The 23,229-nt window shown below is 43.2% G+C and carries 19 protein-coding genes; 14 read left to right on the top strand and 5 right to left on the bottom strand.

What is annotated here, in order from left to right; genetic code table 11:
- Window positions 1-68 precede the first annotated feature (68 nt).
- The 3 genes from HOP45_RS10220 to HOP45_RS10210 are packed head-to-tail and all read left to right on the top strand — an operon-like array spanning window position 69 to window position 2,980.
- Window positions 69-1,241 carry a DUF418 domain-containing protein gene (locus tag HOP45_RS10220; RefSeq protein WP_181349179.1) on the top strand — a complete coding sequence of 391 codons (1,173 nt, stop codon included), beginning with the start codon at window positions 69-71 and terminating at the stop codon, window positions 1,239-1,241.
- 36 nt (window positions 1,242-1,277) lie between these two features.
- A complete protein-coding gene (locus HOP45_RS10215; RefSeq protein ID WP_181349178.1) occupies window positions 1,278-2,477 on the top strand; it encodes a DUF2157 domain-containing protein in 1,200 nt (399 codons plus the stop codon).
- Window positions 2,474-2,980 (top strand): GDYXXLXY domain-containing protein, encoded by a 507-nt coding sequence (locus tag HOP45_RS10210; protein ID WP_181349177.1) that lies wholly within the window; start codon window positions 2,474-2,476, stop codon window positions 2,978-2,980. Before HOP45_RS10215 ends, HOP45_RS10210 begins: the two co-directional genes overlap by 4 nt.
- A gap of 40 nt (window positions 2,981-3,020) precedes the next feature.
- Here HOP45_RS10210 and HOP45_RS10205 read toward each other — a convergent pair whose 3' ends face one another.
- On the bottom strand, window positions 3,021-4,214 hold the full coding sequence (locus tag HOP45_RS10205; RefSeq protein ID WP_181349176.1) for an ornithine--oxo-acid transaminase: 1,194 nt from the start codon (window positions 4,212-4,214) through the stop codon (window positions 3,021-3,023).
- 152 nt (window positions 4,215-4,366) lie between these two features.
- On the opposite strand from HOP45_RS10205, the gene HOP45_RS10200 reads away from it, so the two are divergent.
- Window positions 4,367-4,723, top strand: a complete 357-nt coding sequence (locus tag HOP45_RS10200; protein WP_181349175.1) for a YisL family protein — start codon at window positions 4,367-4,369, stop codon at window positions 4,721-4,723.
- A 352-nt stretch (window positions 4,724-5,075) separates the two neighbouring features.
- Complete coding sequence (asnB, locus tag HOP45_RS10195; RefSeq protein WP_181349174.1) at window positions 5,076-6,920, top strand: asparagine synthase (glutamine-hydrolyzing); 1,845 nt, start codon at window positions 5,076-5,078, stop codon at window positions 6,918-6,920.
- Window positions 6,921-7,035: 115 nt separating this feature from the next.
- Here the strand turns inward: asnB and HOP45_RS10190 are convergent, their stop codons facing one another.
- A complete protein-coding gene (locus HOP45_RS10190) occupies window positions 7,036-8,790 on the bottom strand; it encodes a glycoside hydrolase family 13 protein (RefSeq protein WP_181349173.1) in 1,755 nt (584 codons plus the stop codon).
- Window positions 8,791-9,095: 305 nt separating this feature from the next.
- Here HOP45_RS10190 and HOP45_RS10185 point away from each other — a divergent pair, with 305 nt between their 5' ends.
- From HOP45_RS10185 to HOP45_RS10160, 6 genes are all read left to right on the top strand, one after another.
- Window positions 9,096-10,367, top strand: coding sequence for a sugar ABC transporter substrate-binding protein (locus tag HOP45_RS10185; RefSeq protein ID WP_255437578.1), 1,272 nt, complete (start codon window positions 9,096-9,098; stop codon window positions 10,365-10,367).
- Between the two features lie 84 nt (window positions 10,368-10,451).
- A complete protein-coding gene (locus tag HOP45_RS10180) occupies window positions 10,452-11,786 on the top strand; it encodes a carbohydrate ABC transporter permease (RefSeq protein WP_181349171.1) in 1,335 nt (444 codons plus the stop codon).
- Complete coding sequence (locus tag HOP45_RS10175) at window positions 11,786-12,625, top strand: sugar ABC transporter permease (protein WP_181349170.1); 840 nt, start codon at window positions 11,786-11,788, stop codon at window positions 12,623-12,625. Before HOP45_RS10180 ends, HOP45_RS10175 begins: the two co-directional genes overlap by 1 nt.
- Window positions 12,626-12,661: 36 nt before the next feature.
- Window positions 12,662-14,200 carry an alpha-amylase family glycosyl hydrolase gene (locus HOP45_RS10170; protein ID WP_181349169.1) on the top strand — a complete coding sequence of 513 codons (1,539 nt, stop codon included), beginning with the start codon at window positions 12,662-12,664 and terminating at the stop codon, window positions 14,198-14,200.
- A gap of 21 nt (window positions 14,201-14,221) precedes the next feature.
- Window positions 14,222-16,579: a glycoside hydrolase family 31 protein gene (locus tag HOP45_RS10165; RefSeq protein ID WP_181349168.1), complete on the top strand. Its 2,358-nt coding sequence runs from the start codon at window positions 14,222-14,224 to the stop codon at window positions 16,577-16,579.
- Window positions 16,580-16,602: 23 nt separating this feature from the next.
- The gene (locus tag HOP45_RS10160) at window positions 16,603-17,640 is read left to right on the top strand and encodes a LacI family DNA-binding transcriptional regulator (RefSeq protein ID WP_181349167.1); all 1,038 of its coding nucleotides are present in this window, start codon (window positions 16,603-16,605) and stop codon (window positions 17,638-17,640) included.
- A gap of 86 nt (window positions 17,641-17,726) precedes the next feature.
- Here the strand turns inward: HOP45_RS10160 and HOP45_RS10155 are convergent, their stop codons facing one another.
- Both HOP45_RS10155 and HOP45_RS10150 read right to left on the bottom strand, forming a co-directional pair.
- Complete coding sequence (locus HOP45_RS10155) at window positions 17,727-18,647, bottom strand: DUF4349 domain-containing protein (RefSeq protein ID WP_181349166.1); 921 nt, start codon at window positions 18,645-18,647, stop codon at window positions 17,727-17,729.
- Between the two features lie 78 nt (window positions 18,648-18,725).
- Complete coding sequence (locus HOP45_RS10150) at window positions 18,726-19,592, bottom strand: DegV family protein (RefSeq protein ID WP_181349165.1); 867 nt, start codon at window positions 19,590-19,592, stop codon at window positions 18,726-18,728.
- Between the two features lie 184 nt (window positions 19,593-19,776).
- Here HOP45_RS10150 and HOP45_RS10145 point away from each other — a divergent pair, with 184 nt between their 5' ends.
- Complete coding sequence (locus tag HOP45_RS10145) at window positions 19,777-20,628, top strand: YitT family protein (protein ID WP_181349164.1); 852 nt, start codon at window positions 19,777-19,779, stop codon at window positions 20,626-20,628.
- Between the two features lie 63 nt (window positions 20,629-20,691).
- The gene (locus HOP45_RS10140) at window positions 20,692-21,528 is read left to right on the top strand and encodes a BsuPI-related putative proteinase inhibitor (RefSeq protein ID WP_181349163.1); all 837 of its coding nucleotides are present in this window, start codon (window positions 20,692-20,694) and stop codon (window positions 21,526-21,528) included.
- Between the two features lie 476 nt (window positions 21,529-22,004).
- On the opposite strand, the gene HOP45_RS10135 is transcribed toward HOP45_RS10140, so the two are convergent.
- Complete coding sequence (locus HOP45_RS10135) at window positions 22,005-22,268, bottom strand: NifU N-terminal domain-containing protein (protein WP_181349162.1); 264 nt, start codon at window positions 22,266-22,268, stop codon at window positions 22,005-22,007.
- A 126-nt stretch (window positions 22,269-22,394) separates the two neighbouring features.
- Here HOP45_RS10135 and HOP45_RS10130 point away from each other — a divergent pair, with 126 nt between their 5' ends.
- Entirely contained in the window at window positions 22,395-23,222 is an 828-nt protein-coding gene (locus HOP45_RS10130; RefSeq protein ID WP_181349161.1) for a DUF2785 domain-containing protein, read from the top strand.
- Window positions 23,223-23,229: the final 7 nt, after the last annotated feature.

Below are 23,229 nucleotides of genomic sequence, written 5' to 3'. Positions count from 1 at the left end.
AGCTTATGAAATAAGCATTCCCCTCGGTCCGGTCTTATGATTATAATGAAAGAGAGAGGGGGAAGCATATGAAGGGAATAGGTACACCCTTACAAGAAGCTGAACGTTTGAGCTGGATTGATGCCGCCCGGGGTCTGGCGATTTTTGGAATATTCATGGTGAATGCGCCTGCATTCAGTGCCCCTTATTTTCTATATGGTGGGGAAGATGTATTTTGGTCCTCGGGGTTGAATCATACCATCCAAACGCTTATCGATATTTTCTTTCAAGCAAGTTTTTATACGTTGTTTTCCTTTTTATTCGGCTTTGGCATGCAAATGATGAAAGATCGTCTCGTTGATAAATATAATACGTATAGGTCAGTTATCTTCAGAAGGTTAATGGTGCTGATCGGTTTTGGACTCGTGCATGCTTTTTTAATCTGGCATGGTGATATATTACTTTCTTATGGGGTTATCGGGTTGTTTTTGTTTTTATTTTTTGAGCGCCAGCCTGCTACGTTGCTGGGTTGGGCGTATGGGGTGCTCGGTTTCATGGTCGTGTCGATGACAGGATTATTGTATGCCTCCAGGGGGATGGGAAGTGATTACAATTACAGTGCGATTTTAGCGGCTAAAGAACATTATGGAAGTGGTTCGTTTGGGGACATATTATCCCAAAACCTTAATGATTGGCTTTACGGAACTCACCCTTTAGCCGTGATCATCTTAATGATGAGTTTATTGCCTATGTTCTTATTCGGCATGTACGTGCATCGGAAACGATGGCTTCATGAACCAGAACAACATCAGCAAACACTCAAAAAATGGACAGTTATAACGTTGCTCATCTTCATCGTGTTTAAGGCTGGACCGTACGTATTCGGGAATCCCCAGTGGGTTTACCTGCTCCAAGATAACGTTGGAGGAACAGCGTCAGCTCTATTCTATATGTTTGCGATTACATTGCTTTTTCAGAGAGAGTCGGCGAAGAGGGTGCTGTTGCCTTTTACATATGTCGGCCGCATGTCTTTGACCAACTATATAACTCAGTCTTTGGTTTCGTATGGATTATTCTATTCTGTAGGCTTTGGCCTGTATGGGCATGTGCCCCCATGGATGTGTGTATTAATTGTCATCTTAGTCTTCAGCTTGCAAATTATGATGAGTCGTGTCTGGCTTAAAGTGTATCGTTATGGGCCGCTTGAATGGTTATGGCGCACGTTAACATATGGAAGGAAGCAACGGCTGCGAAGGGAATGACGTTTTCAAAAATACAGTCAGGCAGGTGAGTGAGCAATGAATCGTGAGCGGATGGCTAAAGAAGCTCGTACTTGGTTAGAAGCAGAAATCATTACACAAGAGCAGTACCAGCAAATTTTGCAGCGATACCCAGAACAAAAGACGAAGCCGGTGTTATTGACGTTTGCGGCCATCTTTATCGGTCTCGGTTTTTTGACATTTATCGCGTCAAATTGGGACCTCCTGGATAATGTGGTGCGCTTGATCATCATCCTCGTAGCGATGGCAAGTTTTTATACTGCTGGAGAAAGGGTGTATACCAAATCCTCGAATATAGTAGGGAATAGTCTGCTTGTTGTAGCTGTGCTCATATTTGGTTCGGGTATCTTTTTAACTGGCCAAATGTATCATGTTAGTTCATTCAGTGCTTTGCCTTTTTTAATCTGGTCATTAGCCGCTTTTGCAGTGTATGTCATGTTTCAAAATGTCATCATGTTTGGCTTAGTGATGACAATTGTTACAGCAGGGCAGCTCTATAGCGCAATGACTTATCAGGCGTTCTATCCGTGGCTGGGGGCGCTATTGGTGCTTGGGGGAAGTTATGCCCTGTACCGCCATCGCCATCAAGCATTCGCGCTGATCGTCACGGTCAGTTATGTTGTCCAATCAGTCGTTTGGACGTTCAGTGAATCGTCTGCCTATTATTGGCTGATCGTGTTGTTACTACTTCTTTATGCTGTCAGTGTCTGGCTGGAAAATGAACGTGTTGCTCGGCCCATGCGTTCGGGGAGTGTAACGGCGATCGCCTTTACCGCGGTTATCCAAGTCTTTGCACTAGAAGATGGCTTTTCTGCTCCTGCACTAGAAGATACTTATGTCTTTTTCCTTGTCTGGCTGGGGATAATGGCTGGAGTACTCGTTAAGTTATGGAAGCAAAACCGTTTGTTCAGAGGAGTTGATCTCTTCTTGTTCGTGCCTGTGTTCCTACTTCCCTGGGCCGGGGCTGCATCGCTCATGCTTCTGTTCTTATATGCGCTTGGCTGGCTATTGATCGGATATCAACAGGAAAATTCGCAACGCGTGACGAAAGGGACCTTGGCCTTTGTGGTCAGTACATTTATAGCCTATATCCATTTCGCCTGGGACTTTTTAGATAAATCAGTATTCTTTTTTGTAGGGGGCGTGCTTCTATTTGGCATAAGTTACGTTCTGGAGCGAAAAAGAAGAAGCGTGCAAAGAGGGGGCGATGAGCGATGAAGCGTCTTGCGTTCTATTTCATTGTACTCTTGCAGATCCTTTTTCTGATTGGTGTGGCTCTCTCCTATTCGGCGGTTGAAAGATGGGGAGAGACGATTCGTTTAAAAACAGCTCCCGTTGATCCGCATGACCCTTTTTATGGAGAATATGTGACGTTGAATTATGATATTGAACAACTATCAGAATCACATTGGGAAGGGGCTGACCCTGAGCAAGGGAGTACGGTATATGTAGAACTGCAGCAAGAAGATGAATTCTGGCAAGTAAAACGAGCTTCTGGCAATACGTTTGAACCTCGAGAGGGGGCGGTCATCCTGAAAGGCATGTTACGGCATTCCGATCGTAATCGAGGTACGTACTGGGTGGACTATGGTATGAATCGGTTTTACGTCGAAGAAGGAACCGGCGAGCAATTTGAGGAGCGACAATCCCCTTTGATCGTTGAAGTCGGCATCGCCCCCTGGGGACAAAAACGAATTCTATCTGTAGAAACTCAAGAATAAAAATAGGCTGTCTCAATTATGTTTGAGACAGCCTATTTCTTTATTGAAGGACTTCTTTGATTTGTTCGACTGCCCATTCTAAATCTGTACGGTTGATAACGAGTGGGGGAGCGAAACGGATGACATTTTCATGCGTTTCTTTACACAATAAACCACGTTGCTTCAATTGTTCACAATATACGCGAGCAGGTTCGTTTAATTCAACACCGATAAATAGGCCTTTGCCACGTACTTCTTTTATGGTCGAATTCTTAATCTTTTTCAATTCGCCCATCATGTAATTACCGAGCTCAAGCGATCGGTCAGCCAGCTTTTCATTTTCTAATACGTCTAATGAAGCGATGGATACAGCGCTTGCAAGGGGGTTTCCTCCAAATGTTGAACCGTGGGATCCTGGGTTGAAGACGCCGAGAACCTCTTTATTCGCTACAACACAAGAGATTGGAAATACGCCACCGCCTAAGGCTTTGCCGAGTATTAAGACATCCGGGGAAACATTTTCCCAATCGCAGGCGAACATCCGTCCGCTACGACCTAAGCCAGCTTGAATTTCGTCCGCAATGAATAAAACATTTTGTTCACTGCACACATCATAGGCTTCTTTTAAAAATCCTTCCGGTGGCATCACGATGCCTGCTTCTCCTTGGATCGGTTCGATCAAGAAGCCGGCTGTATTCTCTGTTATGGCTTCTTTCAATGCGTCGATGTCGCCATAAGGAACCAGTTTGATGCCCGGCAGCATCGGTCCAAACCCGCGTTTGTATTCATCCTCAGACGATAACGAAACCGCTGTCATGGTACGACCATGGAAATTGCCTGTACATGCAATAATTTCAGCTTGATTCTCTTCTACACCTTTTACATCGTAAGCCCAGCGTCTGGCTGCTTTAATCGCTGTTTCAACGGCCTCTGCTCCTGTATTCATCGGCAGTGCCATTTCCTTATTGGTCAATTTGCAAATTTTTTCATACCATGGTCCCAGCTGATCATTATGGAAAGCACGTGAAGTGAGTGTTACGCGGTCCGCCTGGTCTTTCAACGCTTTGATGATATCAGGATGTCGGTGCCCCTGGTTTACGGCTGAATAGGCACTCAACATATCCATGTAACGGTTACCCTCAGGATCTTCCACCCACACGCCTTCTGCGTGCGTGACGACAATCGGCAGCGGGTGATAGTTTTTTGCTCCGAAGGATTGCGTTTGATCGATGATTTCTTGACTTGTACGTGACATAGTATCCCTCCAATTCTGAAAATCTGAACTCATTATAACAGGTTTAGCTGGCATTTTCCTATTTCTTTAAGATTGTCACATTGTTTTCATGTGAAAAGAACAGGGAAAGATGATAGTATAACACTGGAGTAGGAATGAAAGGAGGAAGACAATTGGCACATTTACATATTGCTTCCTGGGTATTGGCATTAGCCTTAGTAGGTATGGTGACCACCTTTGCACGCAGTAAAAATCGGAAAGCAACAAAAATTACACACATAATTTTAAGAGTCGTATTTCTTCTCATCTTGTATTCAGGCGGATCCCTGTTTGCAAGTTACGAAAATTATGATGGTCTCATCATATTGAAACTTCTCGTCGGTCTGTGGGCTATTGCGGCCATGGAGATTGCGACGGTTAAATACGTCAAGCAAAAGCCGGCTGTCGTATGGTGGGTACAGCTCTTGATTGCTGTTTCGCTTGCCTTGCTTCTTGGATTCGGCTTCTTGCCAATGGGCGTATTGCCGTAGGTGTTAACTTAAACAGTGAGCGCTAGAAAATCGCAAACAACACAAAAACCTGAAGATAAGACGATAAGGTGGTATCGTCATCTTCAGGTTTTTTATAAAGGGGGTTAGAGTCCGAATTTAGGGAGGGGGATCCTGGATTCGGACTTTTTATTCTGCTGTCACTAAGGTGGCTTGGTGGAGAAATCTGGCTCACAACATGCTTTTGGGGTAAGCAACGCAGTGATACGAAATTTCTCATTTATAATGATAATCATTCTCAATTATTTTGTCAAGTCAAAAATAACTTAACATTTTCCCTTGCGTGCATAAACTGATATAAGAGTGTTTCAAATGGGAAAGGTGTGAGATGAGAATGTGCGGCATAGTAGGCTGGATTGGATCGACTTATGCACAAGATGATAAGGCTGCGATGTTATATAAAATGGCAATGACACTAGAGCACCGCGGACCTGACGAATACAATAACTGGACAGATGGTGAAGCTTCTTTTGGCCATCAACGATTAATTGTGGTGGATCCTGCTGGCGGCAGACAGCCAATGAGCAGACAAAAAGGAAATGATACGTACACGATCTGTTATAACGGGGAATTATACAATACAGAGGACATACGTAGACTTTTGCAAGCCAGAGGATGGGATTTTCGCTCCCATTCGGATACAGAAGTGCTGCTGGTCAGCTATATGGAGTGGGGGGAGGCTTGCGTTGATCGGTTAAATGGTATTTTTGCCTTTGCAATTTGGGACAGTACGCGTAAAACATTATTTTTAGCCCGCGATCGCCTGGGGGTTAAGCCGTTATTTTATTATGAAGGGAAAAACATGTTGGTGTTCGCTTCAGAAATGAAGGCTATCTTAGCCCATCCTGATATACCAGCGGAACTTGACGCAGAGGGGCTTCATGAAGTGCTTGCCTTAGGGCCATCCCGAACACCCGGCCACGGCGTATTTTCCGGCATGAAAGAAATCCGGGGCGGCCATAGGGCCATTTATCAAGAGGGAAAGCTGCATGTAGAGCGGTATTGGAACGTAAAAAGCCAGCCTCATGAAGATACATTAGAAGCAACGATTGCGCATGTTCGCTATTTGTTTAATGATGCTGTTCAGCGTCAGCTTGTTTCCGATGTCCCACTGGGAACCTTCCTCTCGGGTGGCGTTGATTCAAGCGCTATTACAGCCATAGCGGCAAAGGACTATGCCAAGAAAGGCAAAGGGCGTTTGCATACGTTTTCCATAGATTACAAGGACCAAGACCGCTACTTTAAAAAAAATCAATTTCAACCCGATCGTGATGAAAAGTTCATTGACATGATCACACAAGAACACAACACCAACCATGCCAATCTGGTTGCATCTCCCGATGTGTTAGTCGAGCAACTGAAACGAGCTGTGGAATTACGAGATTTGCCGGGGATGGCCGATGTAGATTCTTCTTTATTGTGGTTCTGTAAGGAAATAAAAAAATATGTCACCGTTGCGTTATCAGGCGAGTGTGCGGATGAAATATTCGGCGGTTATCCTTGGTTTTATAAGCAAGAGGAATTGAAGCGGAAAGGATTCCCCTGGATAAGGTCCTTACATGTTCGAAGTGACCTTCTTCATCCTGATTTAGCTGGAGAGCTGGACTTAGAAGCGTACATGTTGAGGCGCTACCAAGAAACGATAGATGAAATGCCGGTTCTGCCTGGGGAAAATAAAGAAGAGGCGAAGCGACGGGAAATGTTCTATTTGAACATGAACTGGTTTATGCAAACATTATTGGATCGAAAAGATAGGATGAGTATGGGGGCGAGTCTTGAAGTACGTGTCCCGTTTTCTGATCATCGCCTGGTCGAATACGTCTGGAACATTCCCTGGGAAATGAAACGGTATGGCAATCAAGAGAAAGGACTGCTTAGAAAAGCATTAGAAGGCATCTTGCCGGATGATGTCCTCTACCGTAAGAAAAACCCTTACCCGAAAACGTTCCACCCGGAGTATACAAAAGGCGTAGTAAATTGGATGGACACGATCTTAGCTGATTCTCAATCGCCACTGCTGCAGCTATTCAATCGAGATAAACTGATTGCCTTAAGTAAGAGTGAAGGGAAATCCATTGATACGCCCTGGTTCGGTCAACTTATGACCGGTCCACAATTAATCGCCCACCTCTGCCAAATCAACTACTGGATGACCACCAATAACATCACCCTGAAATAACAAGCGTACCTGGTACAAAACCGGGTTTTTCAAAAGAGCCGGGTGTGCCGCCCGGAAGGTGCTGACGTGATAAGGGCGGGCGGAACCAGTTATGGGTTCCGCCCGCCCTTAATTGTTAGTCCAGTTGATAGATTTTAAAGTCAAAGGGTGTAAGTGTGAGTGGTTTCATACCATAGGATATCTGTTCTCCGTTCCATAAATCATGGACTGAGTGCTGGTCCAAATCGTCGCTGTGTACAATTGATTTTGATGATGAATTGTTTAAGATAAAGAGCAGCGTTTCATGAGGTGTCACTTTTCTGTAGGCGAGAATCCCTTGCTTGTCATCGTGGAAGGCGAAGTGAAAGGATCCCCGACTTCCGAAGGCTGAGTGACGGGTTCGTAATGTGAGCAAGTGCTGGACAAAGGAGAATAAATCCCGGTCTTGTTCCTGTGAGTCCCATACCATACATTTTCGACAGTCAGGATCTTCACCACCTGTCATGCCGATTTCGTCCCCATAATACATACAAGGTGTTCCCGTAAATGAAAAATGAAAGACGTACATGAGTTTTAAACGATTCTTATCCCCATTAGCTATTGTGAGGACGCGTGGTGTATCATGACTGTCCAATAAATTGAATGAAACTTCATTAACGTTTTGTGGGTACATATGCAGCACATAAGTTATGGAATCGGTGAACTGGCTGGGTGTTAGATTATTTTTAGCAAAAAATTCGATAGCACTGTAGGTATAAGGGTAATTCATGACAGCATCAAATTGATCCCCTTCTAGCCAGGGCATGGCGTCGTGCCATATCTCACCTAAAATATAGGCGTCAGGTTTAACAGACTTAACTGTAGAGCGGAAAGCTTTCCAGAAGGAGTGATCCACTTCGTTAGCCACATCAAGTCTCCATCCATCAATGTCAAATTCTTCAATCCAATAACGGGCAACTTGTAATAAATAGTGTTTCACATCAGGGTGCCCCGTGTTTAATTTAGGCATAGACGCGACAAACCCAAATGCATCGTAATTGGGGACAGGTTCAGTTAGGATTTTCTCATCATATAGGTGGAACCAGTCAGCATATTCCGAGTCTGTCCCGTTTTCCAGCACGTCCTGGAAGGGAGGAAAGTAGTAGCCGCTATGGTTGAAAACAGCATCAAGCATGACACGAATCCCGCGTTTGTGCGCTTCTTCAACCAGCTGTCGGAACGTTGCTTTATCACCAAATTGCGGGTCTATTTCCATGTAATCAATGGTGTCATATTTATGATTAGAGAGAGCTTTGAAAATAGGAGTGAAATAGATGCCTGTGATGCCTAATGCTTGCAAATAGTCCAGATGATCCATCACCCCCTGAAAATCACCGCCAAAGAAATTAGTCTGAGTGGGTTCAGCACTCCCCCAATCCAGTGCCCCCTCCGGGTTTACATGTGCATCCCCGTTAGCGAATCGTTCAGGGAAAATCTGATACCAAACAGTATCTTTAACCCATTCGGGAGGTTGGAAAACATCTATGCTATTTAAAAAAGGAAAGCAAAAATGATAATTAGGGTCATCGAGCGGCACTTCTTCGTAAAAACCTCTTTCTGTATAGACGAGGGATTCAAGGTTATCGTGAAGTTCAAAGCAATATCTTAATCTTCTATACGGAGGCTTGACTTCAGTGAACCAGTAATCAAACAGATGATCGCTCCCTGATTTATCCATGTTCTTTCTCGCAACCTGCCATTTTCCTTGATCCCAATGATAGGGGTCGCCGAAAACAAGCATAACAGAATGGGCGTCGTCTTTTTTAGTCTTTAGTCTAATGTGCAGCGTTTCCGCATCATACGCGTAGGCAAAGTTATGTTTAGGGCGATGATAAACAGCTTCTTTTATCATAATATTTCCTCCTTTAAATAAAACAGGTACAACCTATGAAGGTTGTACCTGCGGTAAGCATGGCCTTTCGTTCAAATCATTCGTTTTAAATGGGCGACATTGGGCTGAAGACGTTTCTACAAAACAGTTTAAAAGGATTTTCAGTAAATTGCAACGAAAACGGTTGCGTAAAAATGGAAACCAAGCTATAATACCTGTAGTCAATGCAAACGTTTACATATAAGGAAAGAAGCTCCTGGGAGAGGGGCAAAATTTAGGCATTTAATGCAAACGTTTGCATTAATCATTTAATGGGGGGATTTTCATTGAAGAACACATCACTGTTGCGGATCGTATGTTTGGTTATGTTCATAGTGGTATTGGCAGCTTGTACACCTGAAAGGGCTTCGAATGAAGATGATGGGAGTGATTCAGGGGAATCAAGTGAAAAACCTGAGGAATTGACCATTTGGGCTAATGACGAAGATGCTCAAGCCGAAGCTATTGAAGATATTGTAGCAGATTTTGAAGAAGAAGAAGGCATTTCGGTTAATGTCGTGAGAAAGTCAATGTTAGACCAGCTGGAAGAGCTGTCACTTGCCGGCCCGGAAGGTAAAGGTCCTGATTTATTTATTCAGCCTCATGATCGAATCGGCGATATCGTAGCCCAGGGGCTGGCTGAACCGCTTAATTTCACAGATGAACAGAAACAGGCTTACAGTGAAGCGGCAATTGATGCTGTCACCTATGAATATGACGGCGAAAGCAGTCAGTACGGCGCTCCTGCTGTAATTGAGACGTATGGTATTTATTATAATACGGATATTTTGTCCGAGCCCCCTGAAACAACAGAGGATTTGAAAACAGCATTGAACGATCACACGAACGCTGCTTCAGATGAGTACGGCTTCCTAATGAAACCGAATGATCTTTATTTTGCTTATCCATTTTTTAAGAACTTCGGTGCTTACATATTTGGTGGTGAGACCGGAAGTTATGACGTGAGCGATATTGGTTTGAACAATGAGGGAGCGAAAGAAGGAGGAGAGTTGTTCCAATCTTTCTTTGGCAATGGAAAGATTCCAGCTTCGACCACGACTGATGTTGTAGACGGTTTATTTACAGAAGGCAAAGTCGGTGCTGTCATCAATGGACCTTGGAGTATCCCGAATTATAATGAAGCCTTAGGTGACTCTTTGAAATCGGCTCCATTTCCAAGTGTAAATGGTGAATCTGCTTCAACGTTTGTCGGTGTCAAAAGCTGGATGGTTTCTTATTATTCAGAAGAAAAAGAATGGGCCAAGAAGCTCGCCATGTATATGACAAACCAAGAAAACCTAAAGCATTATTTTGAAGTGGCAGGTGAACTTCCGCCGAACCCGGAAGCGTTGGAATCTATTGATGATCCCATTTATGAAGCTTTCGCTACTCAAATTGAGTCTGGCGTTCCGATGCCAAGTGCACCACAGATGTCTCAAGTTTGGGATCCCATGAATGACGCCTTGCAATTTTTAGCAGAAGGTGAAGATGTGGAGAAAGTACTCGATGACGCCGCCAACCAGATCGAACAAAACATTGAAGCCAGTCAATCTGAATAAAGCAAGACATAGAAATGGGGAGAAGCTACCTTCTTCCCATTCTCTATCTAACAATGTCACGATCGTAAAGGGGGAGACAATAGAATGGGTCTGCCGGAGTACAACGAAGACCATGAATCAAATCAACACCACTTAGCAGGAAAACAGAGGCGTCACAACCCGAAACTTGCCTTGGTGCTATCCGTCCTTTTTGCTGGATTAGGTCAATTATATAATCGGCGTTATTTAAAAGGTATTATTTTTATCACAATTGAAGCAGCTTTTCTCGTGACGATGCTTGACTTTATCAACCTTGGCATATGGGGGCTGCGTACGCTTGGAACGATCCCAGGGACGGATCATTCCATCCGCTTGCTCGTGTTTGGGGTCATATCTCTTATCATTTTGGCGATAGTCGTAACATTGTATGTGTTTAATATCAGGGATGCCAAACTGCAAGCTGAAAAAATCAGAAACGGATGGACAGCTCCTCGGCTCGGGGAAGCACTGCGTGAAGCTTATGAACGATCTTTTCCATATTTGATGACCACGCCAGGGCTGCTCCTTATGTTATTTGTGGTCGTTTTTCCTTTAATCTTCGCTATACTATTGGCATTTACAAACTACAACCTTTATAACTCGCCTCCGCGGAATCTTGTCGATTGGGTAGGATTGCAAAATTTTATTAATTTGGCGAGTGAGCCGATTTGGAAAGACACGTTTATTAGCGTATTTTCCTGGACGATTGTGTGGACAGTCGTTGCGACGTCACTCCAGATTGGTGTTGGGTTATTTTTAGCCGTGTTGGTCAATGATTCGCGTGTTAAATTCAAAAAACTGATTCGCACTGTATTAATATTACCGTGGGCAGTACCGGCCTTTGTGACCATCCTCATATTTGCCGCTATGTTTAATGATCAATTCGGGGCTATTAATCGAGACATTATCATTCCTCTGACCGGTGGAGAAGGACTTCCATGGTTAAGTGATCCTTTTTATTCCCGGATCGCGATCATCTTAATACAAACCTGGCTAGGTTTTCCCTTTGTATTTGCTTTATTTACAGGTGTTCTGCAGAGCATTTCAAAGGATTGGTATGAAGCAGCTGATATTGATGGGAGTTCGCGCATGCAAAAGTTCCGATTTATTACACTACCGCATGTCATGTTTGCAACCGCCCCTTTATTGATTATGCAATATGCCCAAAACTTTAATAACTTCAATATCATTTATCTGTTTAATGAAGGCGGGCCGCCCGTGATGGATCAAAAAGCAGGAGGGACGGATATTTTAATTTCCTGGGTCTACAAATTGACTTTCGATACAAACAATTATGGCATGGCCGCTGCTGTTTCGATCATTATGGGGCTGTTAGTTTCCGGATTTGCGTTTTACCAGTTTAGACGCACACGCTCGTTTAAAGAAGAAGGTGAAATCTAATGGGACAACAAATGAAATCAAGGTTAGAAGTTACGGGGATTTATCTAATTTTAGCGATTGTGTTTGTCGTCATCTTTTACCCCTTAATTTGGACAGTCGGCATGTCGCTAAATGAGGGAAGCAGTCTCTATTCATCCAGTATCATTCCAGAAAATTTTTCTTTAGAACATTATATGTGGTTATTCAGCTCAGAAAGTAATTATCTCACCTGGTATAAAAATTCACTGATTGTATCGACCTTTACCGCTGCTGGGAGCGTCATCTTAACGTCCTTGGTAGCCTACGCGTTTTCACGATATGAATTTGTCGGACGAAAAAATGGTTTATATGTATTTTTACTGTTGCAAATGTTCCCTGTCATGATGGCCATGGTCGCGTTGTATATATTTTTGAATATGATTGGGATGCTCGATACCCTTTCTGGTTTGATCTTAATATACTTAGGCGGTCAAATACCGTTTAACGCATGGCTTGTTAAAGGATATTTCGATACGATTCCACGTGAATTGGACCAAGCAGCACGTATTGATGGTGCCGGTCACTTACGCGTTTTTTTCAGCATCATGCTGCCATTGGCGAAACCGATTCTGGCGGTGGTCGCGTTATTCAACTTTATGATGCCGATGTTTGATTTCCTCTTGCCTTCGATTGTGCTATCAAGCGAAGCCAAGTATACATTAGCTGTTGGGTTATTTAATTTCATAAATGATCAGTTCGCCAATAACTTCACCCGGTTCGCTGCAGGATCCGTACTAGTAGCCGTGCCAATAGCAGCCATTTACTTATTTCTGCAACGTTATTTGATTTCAGGTTTGACGGCAGGAGGATCAAAAGGATAATCTTAGAAGGTATATATATGCGGAGGAGGAACGGTGATGAAAAAAATTACGGCGTTACTCATCATGATCATCCCGTTGCTTCTTTTTTATGCCCTTCCTGCAGGTGCTGATGAAAAAGAAGAACGTAAATGGCAAGATGAAAGCATTTATTTTACCATGGTGGACCGATTTATGAACGGAGATTTCAGTAACGATCAAGATGCTGACCCAAATGATCCAAAAGCTTTCCAAGGTGGCGATCTAAAAGGTGTCATTGAGAAACTGGATTACATTAAAGACATGGGCTTTACCACCATTTGGCTTACGCCGATCATGGATAACGGACCCGGGGGTTACCATGGCTATTGGATCGAAGACTTCAAGTCAGTGGACGAGCATTTTGGTACGTTGGAAGATGCCAAGCGGCTGGTAGAGGAAGCTCATGAGCGTGATATGAAAGTCATTTTTGATTTCGTAGTCAACCATACAGGTAATGAACACCCCTGGTTAGATGACCCCGAGAAGGAAAATTGGTACCACGAAGAGAAGAGAATAATGGGAGAGAGTCAAGAGACGTTAGAAAATGGCTGGCTAGCCGGTCTTCCTGATTTAAATACGGAAAATGAAGAAGTGAAAAACTATCTCTTTGATGCTGCTGAGTTTTGGATTGAAGAGACAGGTGTCGATGGCTTTCGTTTGGATACAGTTAAACATGTGCCGAAGTCATTTTGGGCTGATTTTTCAAATCACGTCAAATCGATTGATGAAGATTTCTTTTTATTAGGCGAAGTGTGGAGTGAAAATTCTGATTATATAGCGGGTTATGAAGAAGCCGGTATCGATGGTTTTGTCAATTATCCATTCTATGAGCAGGCAAGCCAGATTTTCAGCGAGAGTGGCAAGCAATCTTTGAATCCTCTATACAATGTATGGGAACGGAATAATGATGCCTTTAGCAATCCCCATCTTATGGGAAATTTTTTGGATAATCACGATAATAAACGGTTCACAAGGCGAGCAATAGAAAATGATCAGAATCCCGTTACACGTTGGAAACTCGGTTTAACATATATGTTCACTTCTCCAGGTATACCTATCGTTTACTATGGAAGTGAAGTGCCTTTGGATGGCGGGGAAGATCCTGATAATCGCCGGATGATGAATTTCAAAGCAGGCGATCAAGATCTAAATCAACGTTTGGACAAGCTTAATGCCATGCGAGATCAGTACCCAGCTTTAACGCGTGGTGCTTTTGAACAATTGTATGATGATGAGGGCATGACAGTCTTTAAACGAAGTCTTGACCATCAGACGCTGGTTGTAGCAATTAATAACGATCAATCTACCCGAACTGCAGAACTTGAAAGTCTGCCGAATGATCACCAGCTTCGCGGACTGCTGCACGATGGACTCGTCCGTTCTCAAAGCGATGGCACCTATAAGTTAAGCTTAGAACGCGAACAAGCAGATGTATTCTTGTTAGAGGAAAATCAGGGCATTAATTGGTTGTTCATTTCGTTTGTTTTAGGCGTTATGGGAATATTTGTTGGTGCAGTCGGTTACATCAGTCTAAAAAATAGACGTAACCAACTCTAAATTTGGTGAGGAGGTTGGAACATGCTAGAGGACACAAGCTTTGCCATTCAGCCTGATCGTAATCCGAGTCAAACTCCAAAACACGCGTATTACCAGCCAGGCGATCTTTTGGATGTTCAGGAAACCGAAGACGGTTTTCGGTTTGTGTGCAACCATGCTTATGTGGATCTAGACCTATACAGAAGCGATATTGTGCGTGTTAACATGCAGCCGTCTACACATAAGGTCACACCCATCAATTCGAGGGCGGTTATACAAAGTGCCTCCAAAGACAGGTTTCGTATGATCAAAGATAAAGAAGCTATCACCCTTGAAAGTTCCAAATGTAAAGTAATCATAGCTAAGCATCCGTTTCAGTTAAAGGTAATCAACGAGCAGGGGACAGTTATGTGTCAGGATAACTCTAAAGGGATGGTTTTTTCCCAGCGGGGAGAGGTGGCGGCCCATAAAGTCATGAAACCTCAAGATCGGATCTATGGTCTTGGCGAGAAAAGCGGGTTTCTTGAAAAACGCGGTGAATCTCTCACCATGTGGAATACTGATGTGTATGCGCCACACAATCCCGAAACAGATCCTCTTTATGAGTCGATTCCATATTTCATGGTCGTGAATAAGGGCGAGGCTTACGGAGTTTATTTTAATAACACCTACAAAACGACCTTTGATTTTAAAACTGATTCAAACAACTATACCTTTTCTGCTGAAGGAGGATGTTTAGAGTACTATATTTTTGCAGGACCAAGCCCGAAAGATGTCATTGAACAATATACATATCTGACGGGAACGATGCCTATACCGCCTAAATGGGCGCTAGGTTACCATCAGTCTCGCTATAGCTATGAATCAGAACGTGAAGTTAGAGACTTAGTCGACACTTTCAAAGCAAAAGGCATTCCGCTCGATGCCGTGTATCTTGATATTCACTATATGGATGGCTATCGCGTTTTCACTTTCGATCCTGACCGATTCCCTGATCCTTCTCGTTTAGTACACGATTTAAAAGAAGCAGGCGTGCGTGTTGTTCCGATCGTTGATCCCGGCGTAAAGAAAGATGTGGAGTACGAGATTTATAAAGAAGGCGTGCAGGGCGATCTGTTTTGTAAATATCTCGAGGGTGATATTTACTTTGGGGACGTTTGGCCCGGGGCGAGTGCATTTCCGGATTTCACTGATCACCATGTACGCAAGTGGTGGGGTGAGAAGCATAGGACATACAGCGATCTCGGCATCGAGGGAATTTGGAATGATATGAATGAGCCCGCAGTGTTTAATGAGAGTAAAACAATGGATTTGAACGTCATGCATAAAAATGATGGAACTCCGCTTTCCCACCGTTCCCTGCACAACATCTACGGGCTTCTAATGGGAGAAGCTACGTATGAGAGTATGAAGCAGCAGCTGGATGGGAAACGACCATTTATACTTACACGCGCAGGATTTTCGGGCGTGCAGCGTTATGCCGCAGTTTGGACAGGCGACAATCGCAGTTTTTGGGAGCATTTACAGATGTCCATTCCCATGATTATGAACCTTGGCCTTTCGGGTGTCGCGTATGCCGGTGCTGATATTGGCGGATTTGCCCACGATACGAATGGAGAGCTATTGACCCGTTGGATGCAAGTTGGTGCTTTCACGCCTTATTTTCGAAACCACTCTGCAATCGGTACAGTCTATCAGGAACCATGGCAATTTGGAGAAGATTATGAAGCAACCATCAAATCGTTTATCGCGTTACGCTACAAATGGATGCCGCAGCTTTACAGTTTATTTAATTTGGCCGCTCGCCAGGGGCTCCCTGTCATGAGGCCATTGATGCTCGAGTTCCCGGAAGATGCAAAAACGTATCAATTAAATGATGAATTTATGATAGGGGATAATGTTATCATTGCGCCTATATTAATGCCGGAAGTCAGCGAACGTGCAGTTTATTTACCAGAGGGCCAATGGGTCGATTATTTTTCAGGGGAAGTTTACGAAGGGGGCAAAAGTCATTTAATTTACGCCACTATTGATCAACTTCCGCTATTCATTCGGCAAGGTTCTGCCATCGTTCTAGGAAATACTGGCGCTTCGATGGAATCGAGCCAGAATGAATTGACGCTTCATGTTTACGCTGATGAGAAGTCCAGCTATCAGGTGTATATGTATGATGATGATGGGGAAACATTTCAATACGAACAAGGCGTATACAAGGAAATCAAAATAGACATGAAGTGCTTAAATAATGCTGTTCATTTGGACGTTGTCCATTCCCAGGGAGATTATGTACCTCCTTACGATAAATTGGAGGTAGTGGTCCATGGATTGAAGGAAGAGCAGGATGTCTATATAAATGGCGACAAAACACGACATCATGACATAGGAGACCTGTCACTTTAGGACAGAAATCGAAGGTGAGTGCCATGGGAATCACAATCAAAGATGTAGCAAAGGCTTCAGGCGTTGCCCCGTCGACTGTATCACGTGTTATAGCTGATCATTCAAATATTAGCCCTGCTACTAAAAAACGAGTCAGAAAAGCCATGAAAGAGCTCGGCTATCACCCCAATGCCAATGCGAGAAGTTTAGCAAACCGATCCACCCAATCAATTGGAGTCGTTATGCCTTCAAGTGCTGATAAAGCGCTGCAGAACCCTTTTTTTCCTGAAGTGTTGAGAGGGATAAGTTCTGTCGCCCATGAGTTGGATTACTCGCTTTTATTGTCTACAGGGGAGACCGATCATGAAATGCTAGAAGGCGTAGAACGAATGGTGTACGGTCATCGAGTAGATGGTGTTATTTTGTTATATTCAAGTACGCATGACCCTGTCATGAATTTTCTGCTGGAAATGAACTTTCCGTTCCTAATTGTCGGGAAACCATGGGAACGCATGAACGAAATCAGCCATATCGATAACGATAATATCACGGCCAGTAAAAACATTACGGATCATCTCATCCAACAAGGCCATGAACGCATAGGTTTTATAGGAGGAGCGCAGGAGTTAGTCGTGACGCTCGATCGCATGAAAGGATATGAGCTTGCATTAAAAGAAGCGGGGTTACCTTTCTTAGAAGATTATCGCATCCATACCGATTTCTTGAAAGCCGGGGGCAAGAAAGCTGTAAAAAAATTATTGGATCTTAAAGAACCGCCTACCGGCTTGGTCATTACCGATGATTTAATGAGCATCGGTGTGCTTAACACCTTAGAAGAACACGGGAAGTATGTTCCCGAAGATGTATCGATCGTCAGTTTTAATAATGTCTATCTCTCAGAAGTAACCCGTCCACCGCTTACCACGGTAGATATTCACATCTATGAATTGGGTGTTCAAGCAAGTAAATGTTTGATCGAAAAAATACGCCATCCTTATGAACCGGCTAAACGCGTAACAGTTCCTTTTGCTATCAAACATCGCTCTTCAACTGCTCGAAAAGAAGAGCCTTCCTCTCAGTGATTGTAGACATATTAAAAATCCGAACTGTTTTCGCCGAAAATCAGTTCGGATTTTTTGTGCGTTCACTGACTGCTTAAGGAAAGAATTTAATCTGTTTCCTCACGCGTATGAGCAGATCGACGACGGTACAGCCAATAAAGGGCGATCACAATTAGAACGGGTATTAGGACGGGACTATAGCCGACGACGGTAATGATCACCCAGGAGAAAAAACTGGAGAGTCCGTTGATTGAAGTCATAAACGTCTGTTTCGTTTTTTCCCATGTATTTAACTGCTGGTTCTCTATGCCCGGTACAACGACTTTCGTTTCCGTGACGTTCAGCGTAATGGTTGAAAAGTCGCTTTGGTTATCAAGGTAATTCATTTTTCCTTTTATCACTTCTATTTCTTCCTGTACACGTTCTAGATCCTGAGAAATACTGATTAAGTCCTCAGTTTTTCCAGCTTCATCTAAAAACGTCATTAATCGGCTTTCAATTTTTTCTTTGGCTTCAAGTCGTGATTCAAGGTCAACATACTGTTCCGTAACATCGCGTCCTGAAACGTTTTTAGAGATGACTTCATCGCTGTATGAAGGAATTCCTTCAATAAAAGGATCAAAGTTTTCCTGAGGAATGCGGAGTTTTATCGTCGCTTGTCGGTTACCTTCTTCAGAGTTGTGAAGGGTCGACTCGACCATATAAGCTTCATGTTTCTGCATTCTGGTTTCAAGTTCTTGATTGAAGTCATCATAGTTCTCTGTTTCAAGTTCAATCTGTGCATTATAAATCATCATCTGATTTTGAACAGACGCAACATTGTTTTGGTTGTCCTCTGCATTTTCTGAATTTGCCCCGGACAGCCCTTGTTCGTTGCCGGAAGAATCGGCCGCTCCATCTTGGGAAGCTTCCTCTGAAGTCGCTTCGGAGCTATCATTCGACTCTCCCGTTTGAGATTCCTGATCATCACTGGAGCAACCAGTGATCAGCAGAATCAAACATAAAATGGTGCTTGCCCATATTTTCATAAAATTGTCCCCCTTTTTTTAGTTAGTCGAAAAGGGGACAAAAGTGTTACACATATATGACATACACGTTATGACTGCTTATTTAGGGGACTGGGTATCGTTGAGAAAAAAGAGTGCCAATGTACCTGGACCGGCATGGGCTCCGATGACAGCACCTATTTGATGGATGTAAATATCTTTAGGATTTAACTCTTCCTGAATCAATTCAGCTAACTGCTCCGCTTTATCCTGAGCATCTCCGTGGCTAATGGCGATGCGCTGTTCACTTACATCATTTCCACGTTCTTTCATGACATCAACCATACGCCTTAATACTTTTTTGGATCCTCGGATTTTTTCTAACGGTTTTAATTGGCCGTTCTCAACATGAAGCAAGGGTTTTATCTTGAGTAGGCTGCCGACGAATGCCGCTGTTCGGCTGACCCGGCCGCCCCGATATAAGTATTCGAGGTCTTCCACTGTGAATATATGTTCCATGTTGGCGGCCATGGTTTGGGCCTCTTTAATGATGTCATCGCGCTCAGCCCCTTTATGAGCCATCTCGGCAGCACGTAACACAACTAAACCACACCCTAATGAAGCACATTTTGTATCAATGACGTGAAAGTCAGCATCTGGATAATCCGATTTTACCTCTTGTTCTACCATTTTAGCTGTTTGATATGTTCCGGATAATTCTGAAGAAAAAGCAAAATAAATAAAAGGCTGCTGTTTTTCGGCATAGTTGGTAAAGGTTTCAGTAAATGTTTGAGCCGTGACTTGCACAGTCTTAGGAGTCTTTCCGTTCCGCATTTCAGCGTAAACCTGTTCCGGCGAAATAGATTTTCCATCCTCATATTCCTTATCGTCTAGGGTAACCTTAAGAGGAAGCATGTCGAGACCATATTCGTGGTAAGCCTCATGCGAGAGGTCACAGGCAGAATCACAGATAATTTTTATCGTCATATTTTCACCTTCAATTATTTGGTTATGATGGTATGAAGTTTACATCTAATGGTTGCATTAGTCAAAATAATCTTTCATTTTCTAAACGTAATAAGCCCCACTCTTCCAATAATAATTCTTGATTTTAGTGTTTAACGGTGATACAAAAAGAATAGTGATTTTTAAGGACAAGAAGGAGGCTGCCATGTTTTCACTAGAAGCAAGAAGAGTCGTCGTTGTATTAATCGGAGCAATATTGAACGCTGTCGCTTTGAATCTCTTTTTAATTGAAGCGAATGTGTATGCCAGTGGATTTACCGGTGTGGCACAGCTATTATCAAGCATATTCAACGATTTTTTAGGGATACCTGGAGTAAGCACAGGTTTAATACTTTTCACCTTCAACATCCCGGTAGCCATACTAGGCTGGTATAAGGTAGGGAAAGGCTTTACAATTTATAGTGTCGTGTCTGTTGCATTTACGACATTATTCCTAGAAGCTATCCCTGTTCAACAATTATCCTCTGACATTATCCTTAATGCCGTGTTTGGCGGAGTTATCGGCGGAGTAGGTGTCGGTATGACATTAAAATGGGGGGCATCCACGGGCGGACTTGATATTGTAGCAATGGTCCTCTCTCGGATGAAGGATCGGCCAATCGGCACTTACTTTCTCATGATTAATGGCGCTATCATCGCTATAGCCGGATTTTTATATGAGCCAGAGAACGCATTGTACACGCTATTAACGCTCTATGTAACAACACGGATGATCGATGCCATCCATACCCGACACGAGAAGCTCACAGCTATGATTATCACGTCAAAAGCAGCTGAATTAGAAAAAGCGATTCATGCCAATTTGGTTAGAGGTATTACCACACTCCCCGCAAGAGGAGCATTTACACAGCAAGATAAAAACATGATGGTCATGGTTATCACAAGGTATGAGTTATACGATTTGGAACAAATTATTAATGGTGTTGACCCGGAAGCCTTCACAAATATCGTCCAGACAACAGGAATTTTCGGTTTCTTCCGTAAAGACGATAAGTAGTGTAACCATTGTGCACGCCAATCGTCTAATTGTGTAAACAAACGTAGGGGGGAAAGGTCTATCATGAAAAAATTCCTGATATGTCTTTTGAGTTCAGGTCTACTCGCTCTAACAGCATGTGATGGCTCAAATGATGAAAACACGGCTAATGGTGAGGAAGACGTTAAAGAAGAACAAAATGAAACCGAAGCGGAGGTTTCGCAAGTGGAGGAAATGATTAAGCAGCTGGAGATGACGGCCGAAGCTAAACCATCCAACAGTTCTGTTAAATTTGAAATGGCACTCATGAATACGAGTGACACGCCGCTGACCCTCGGGTTTTCATCCGGTCAAAAGTATGAAATTATCGTTACCGACGCTTCAGGTGAGGAAGTTTATAAATTCTCAGAGGGAAAATTCTTTACGCAAGCCTTGCAATATGAGGAGATTAAAGGCGGGGAGCGTTATGAAATTTCAGAAACATGGAAAGATGCTGGATTGGAACCGGGTAAATATGAGGCATCGATGACGCTAGTACCTTCAAACATCAATGAGAAACCACTTGATGCGCAGCCATTCAATGTTAAGCAATCATTTACGATCGACGATGGTGAACAAAATGCGTCAGCTGATGCAGAAGAGATGGTACGCAACCTTGAGGTCGAAGGTGAAAACGGAACATATACGGTAACAGGCGAAACGCGTAAAGACGCCTTCATCTACAATATTGAAGATGGTCATCACGTCATCACTGAAGATACACGTGTACAAGTTGAGGGAGGGGGTTCAGAGTGGTCACCATTTACAATCGACGTCAATCTAAAGCAAGATCAGCTTCCTTCCTATGGCAGTTTAACCTTGACGGTATTTTCCGGAGATGACATGTCAGCCTTGAATTATATTACACTGGAACAATTTTAAGTTTTAACTTTGTCCGTTTTGCGAAAAACGCTTTCACGATCACGTTTACAAAATTAATAAAAAGGCTCTATTAAAGTTTAGTGTTGATATTACTTAAAAAAGAACTTCCAATTTTATGGGAGTTCTTCATTTTTTATATATGGGGCTAATTCAACTAAAGCCCCCTTTAATGAAGGCTCCGTTTCGAGACTTTTGTGAATGCGGATGCTGGAAGGCGAAGCCTGAGGAGGCTTGCCAGTTCCCCCGCAGGAAAGCGAATCCTTCCCCAACGGCCCTACACGACCACAAACATCTCGAAATCAAGTCTTCCACAATTATGCCCTTCAGCGAAAGACTCCGTTTCGAGCTAAATATCCACTTCAACTAACAACAACAAACTTTAACAGTTCCAATAAAAAAGAAAGGCTTGTGGGGTACAAGCCTTTCGAAAATCAAGTGTAGAAGGCCAGTCGGCAATTCAGCACTTTTTTGCGTTTTTAGTAACCATGCTCCTGTAATACGGCTTCAACTTTTGGGGTGAGACCGTCCCATTCAGCTTGAAATGTTTTGTTGACGGTGATAAAGTTTTGGAATCCAAACACATTATCAACGCCCTCTAAGGCCATGAGATCGTTCAGGATTTGATAGTCGCTCGTTTGACCCGCCATAACTGACACACTTCCATCTCCTTGAAATATCATGGAATCTGTTGTGAATTTCATTGCATTTGGATTGGGTGTACCTTCAACCGTGATTGCCATCTTCTATTCCTCCTCTTAGTCGAACTAACTTTATTTTAGCAGAAAAACAGCACACCCTGAAAGTGCAAGAGCACCAGATTAAAAAGGAGTTGTGATACAATAAATGAAATGATGGGGGTGAAGGAATTGAATGAAAGGATCATGGAAAGAATGCAGGCTATCAAAGACCGGGATTTTCACATACATAATGACCAGGAACTCCAGGAAATCACGACGGTGATGCTGCAGCAATTAGGAAATGCCAACCCCGTTATTCGCGATGAATTGATATACGTAACGTTCGCCACATTTATCGAACGAGGCTACTATCGTCATGAAAAAATGTTGAGCATCCTCCATTCCATTCAAAATAAAAATTACCTTTTTTATCGTATTGGTACATCTCACAAGGAAGAGGACGCTGTGTTTAGAAGAAGTTTTTCAGTATTATTGATTCCTCCAATTATGGAGCAGCATAGAAAATCGCCATTTATACCTGAAGAACACGTTCATAAAATTTGGGATAATCTAAAGAAATATATGGAACAGGAAAAGGACCATCGAGGTTATGTATCGGAAAAAGGTTGGGCTCATACCATGGCTCATGCGGCGGATGCCTTGTACTCACTCGCACTATGCAGCGAAATAACCAGGGAGGAAGTATTGGACATGCTCCCTTTCATTCGTAAGCAGTTGTTAATCCCTCACCCGTATTTATTTGATGAAGAGGAACGCATGGTCACCGCTGTTCTCGTCATGTTTGATAAGCTGGATGACGAGGAGCGTGTGACTTGGCTTCAAACGCTCTTGTTTGAACGGGAGAGTTTTAGTGAGCCGAGCGAAGATATTATTATCAATAATAGTAAGCATTTTCTTAGAGCTTTATACTTTCGTGTGCTTGAGAGAGAGCGTGAACCACTGCTGGAAGTGCTTTTACAGTTACTCAAACAGCTGAGACTGCAGGAAGCTTATTAATGGGTGG

This window comes from Thalassobacillus sp. CUG 92003, assembly GCF_013618635.1.
In the GTDB taxonomy this organism is placed as follows: Bacteria; Bacillota; Bacilli; order Bacillales; family Halobacillaceae; genus CUG-92003.
This window is presented reverse-complemented; position numbering and strand designations above follow the sequence as displayed.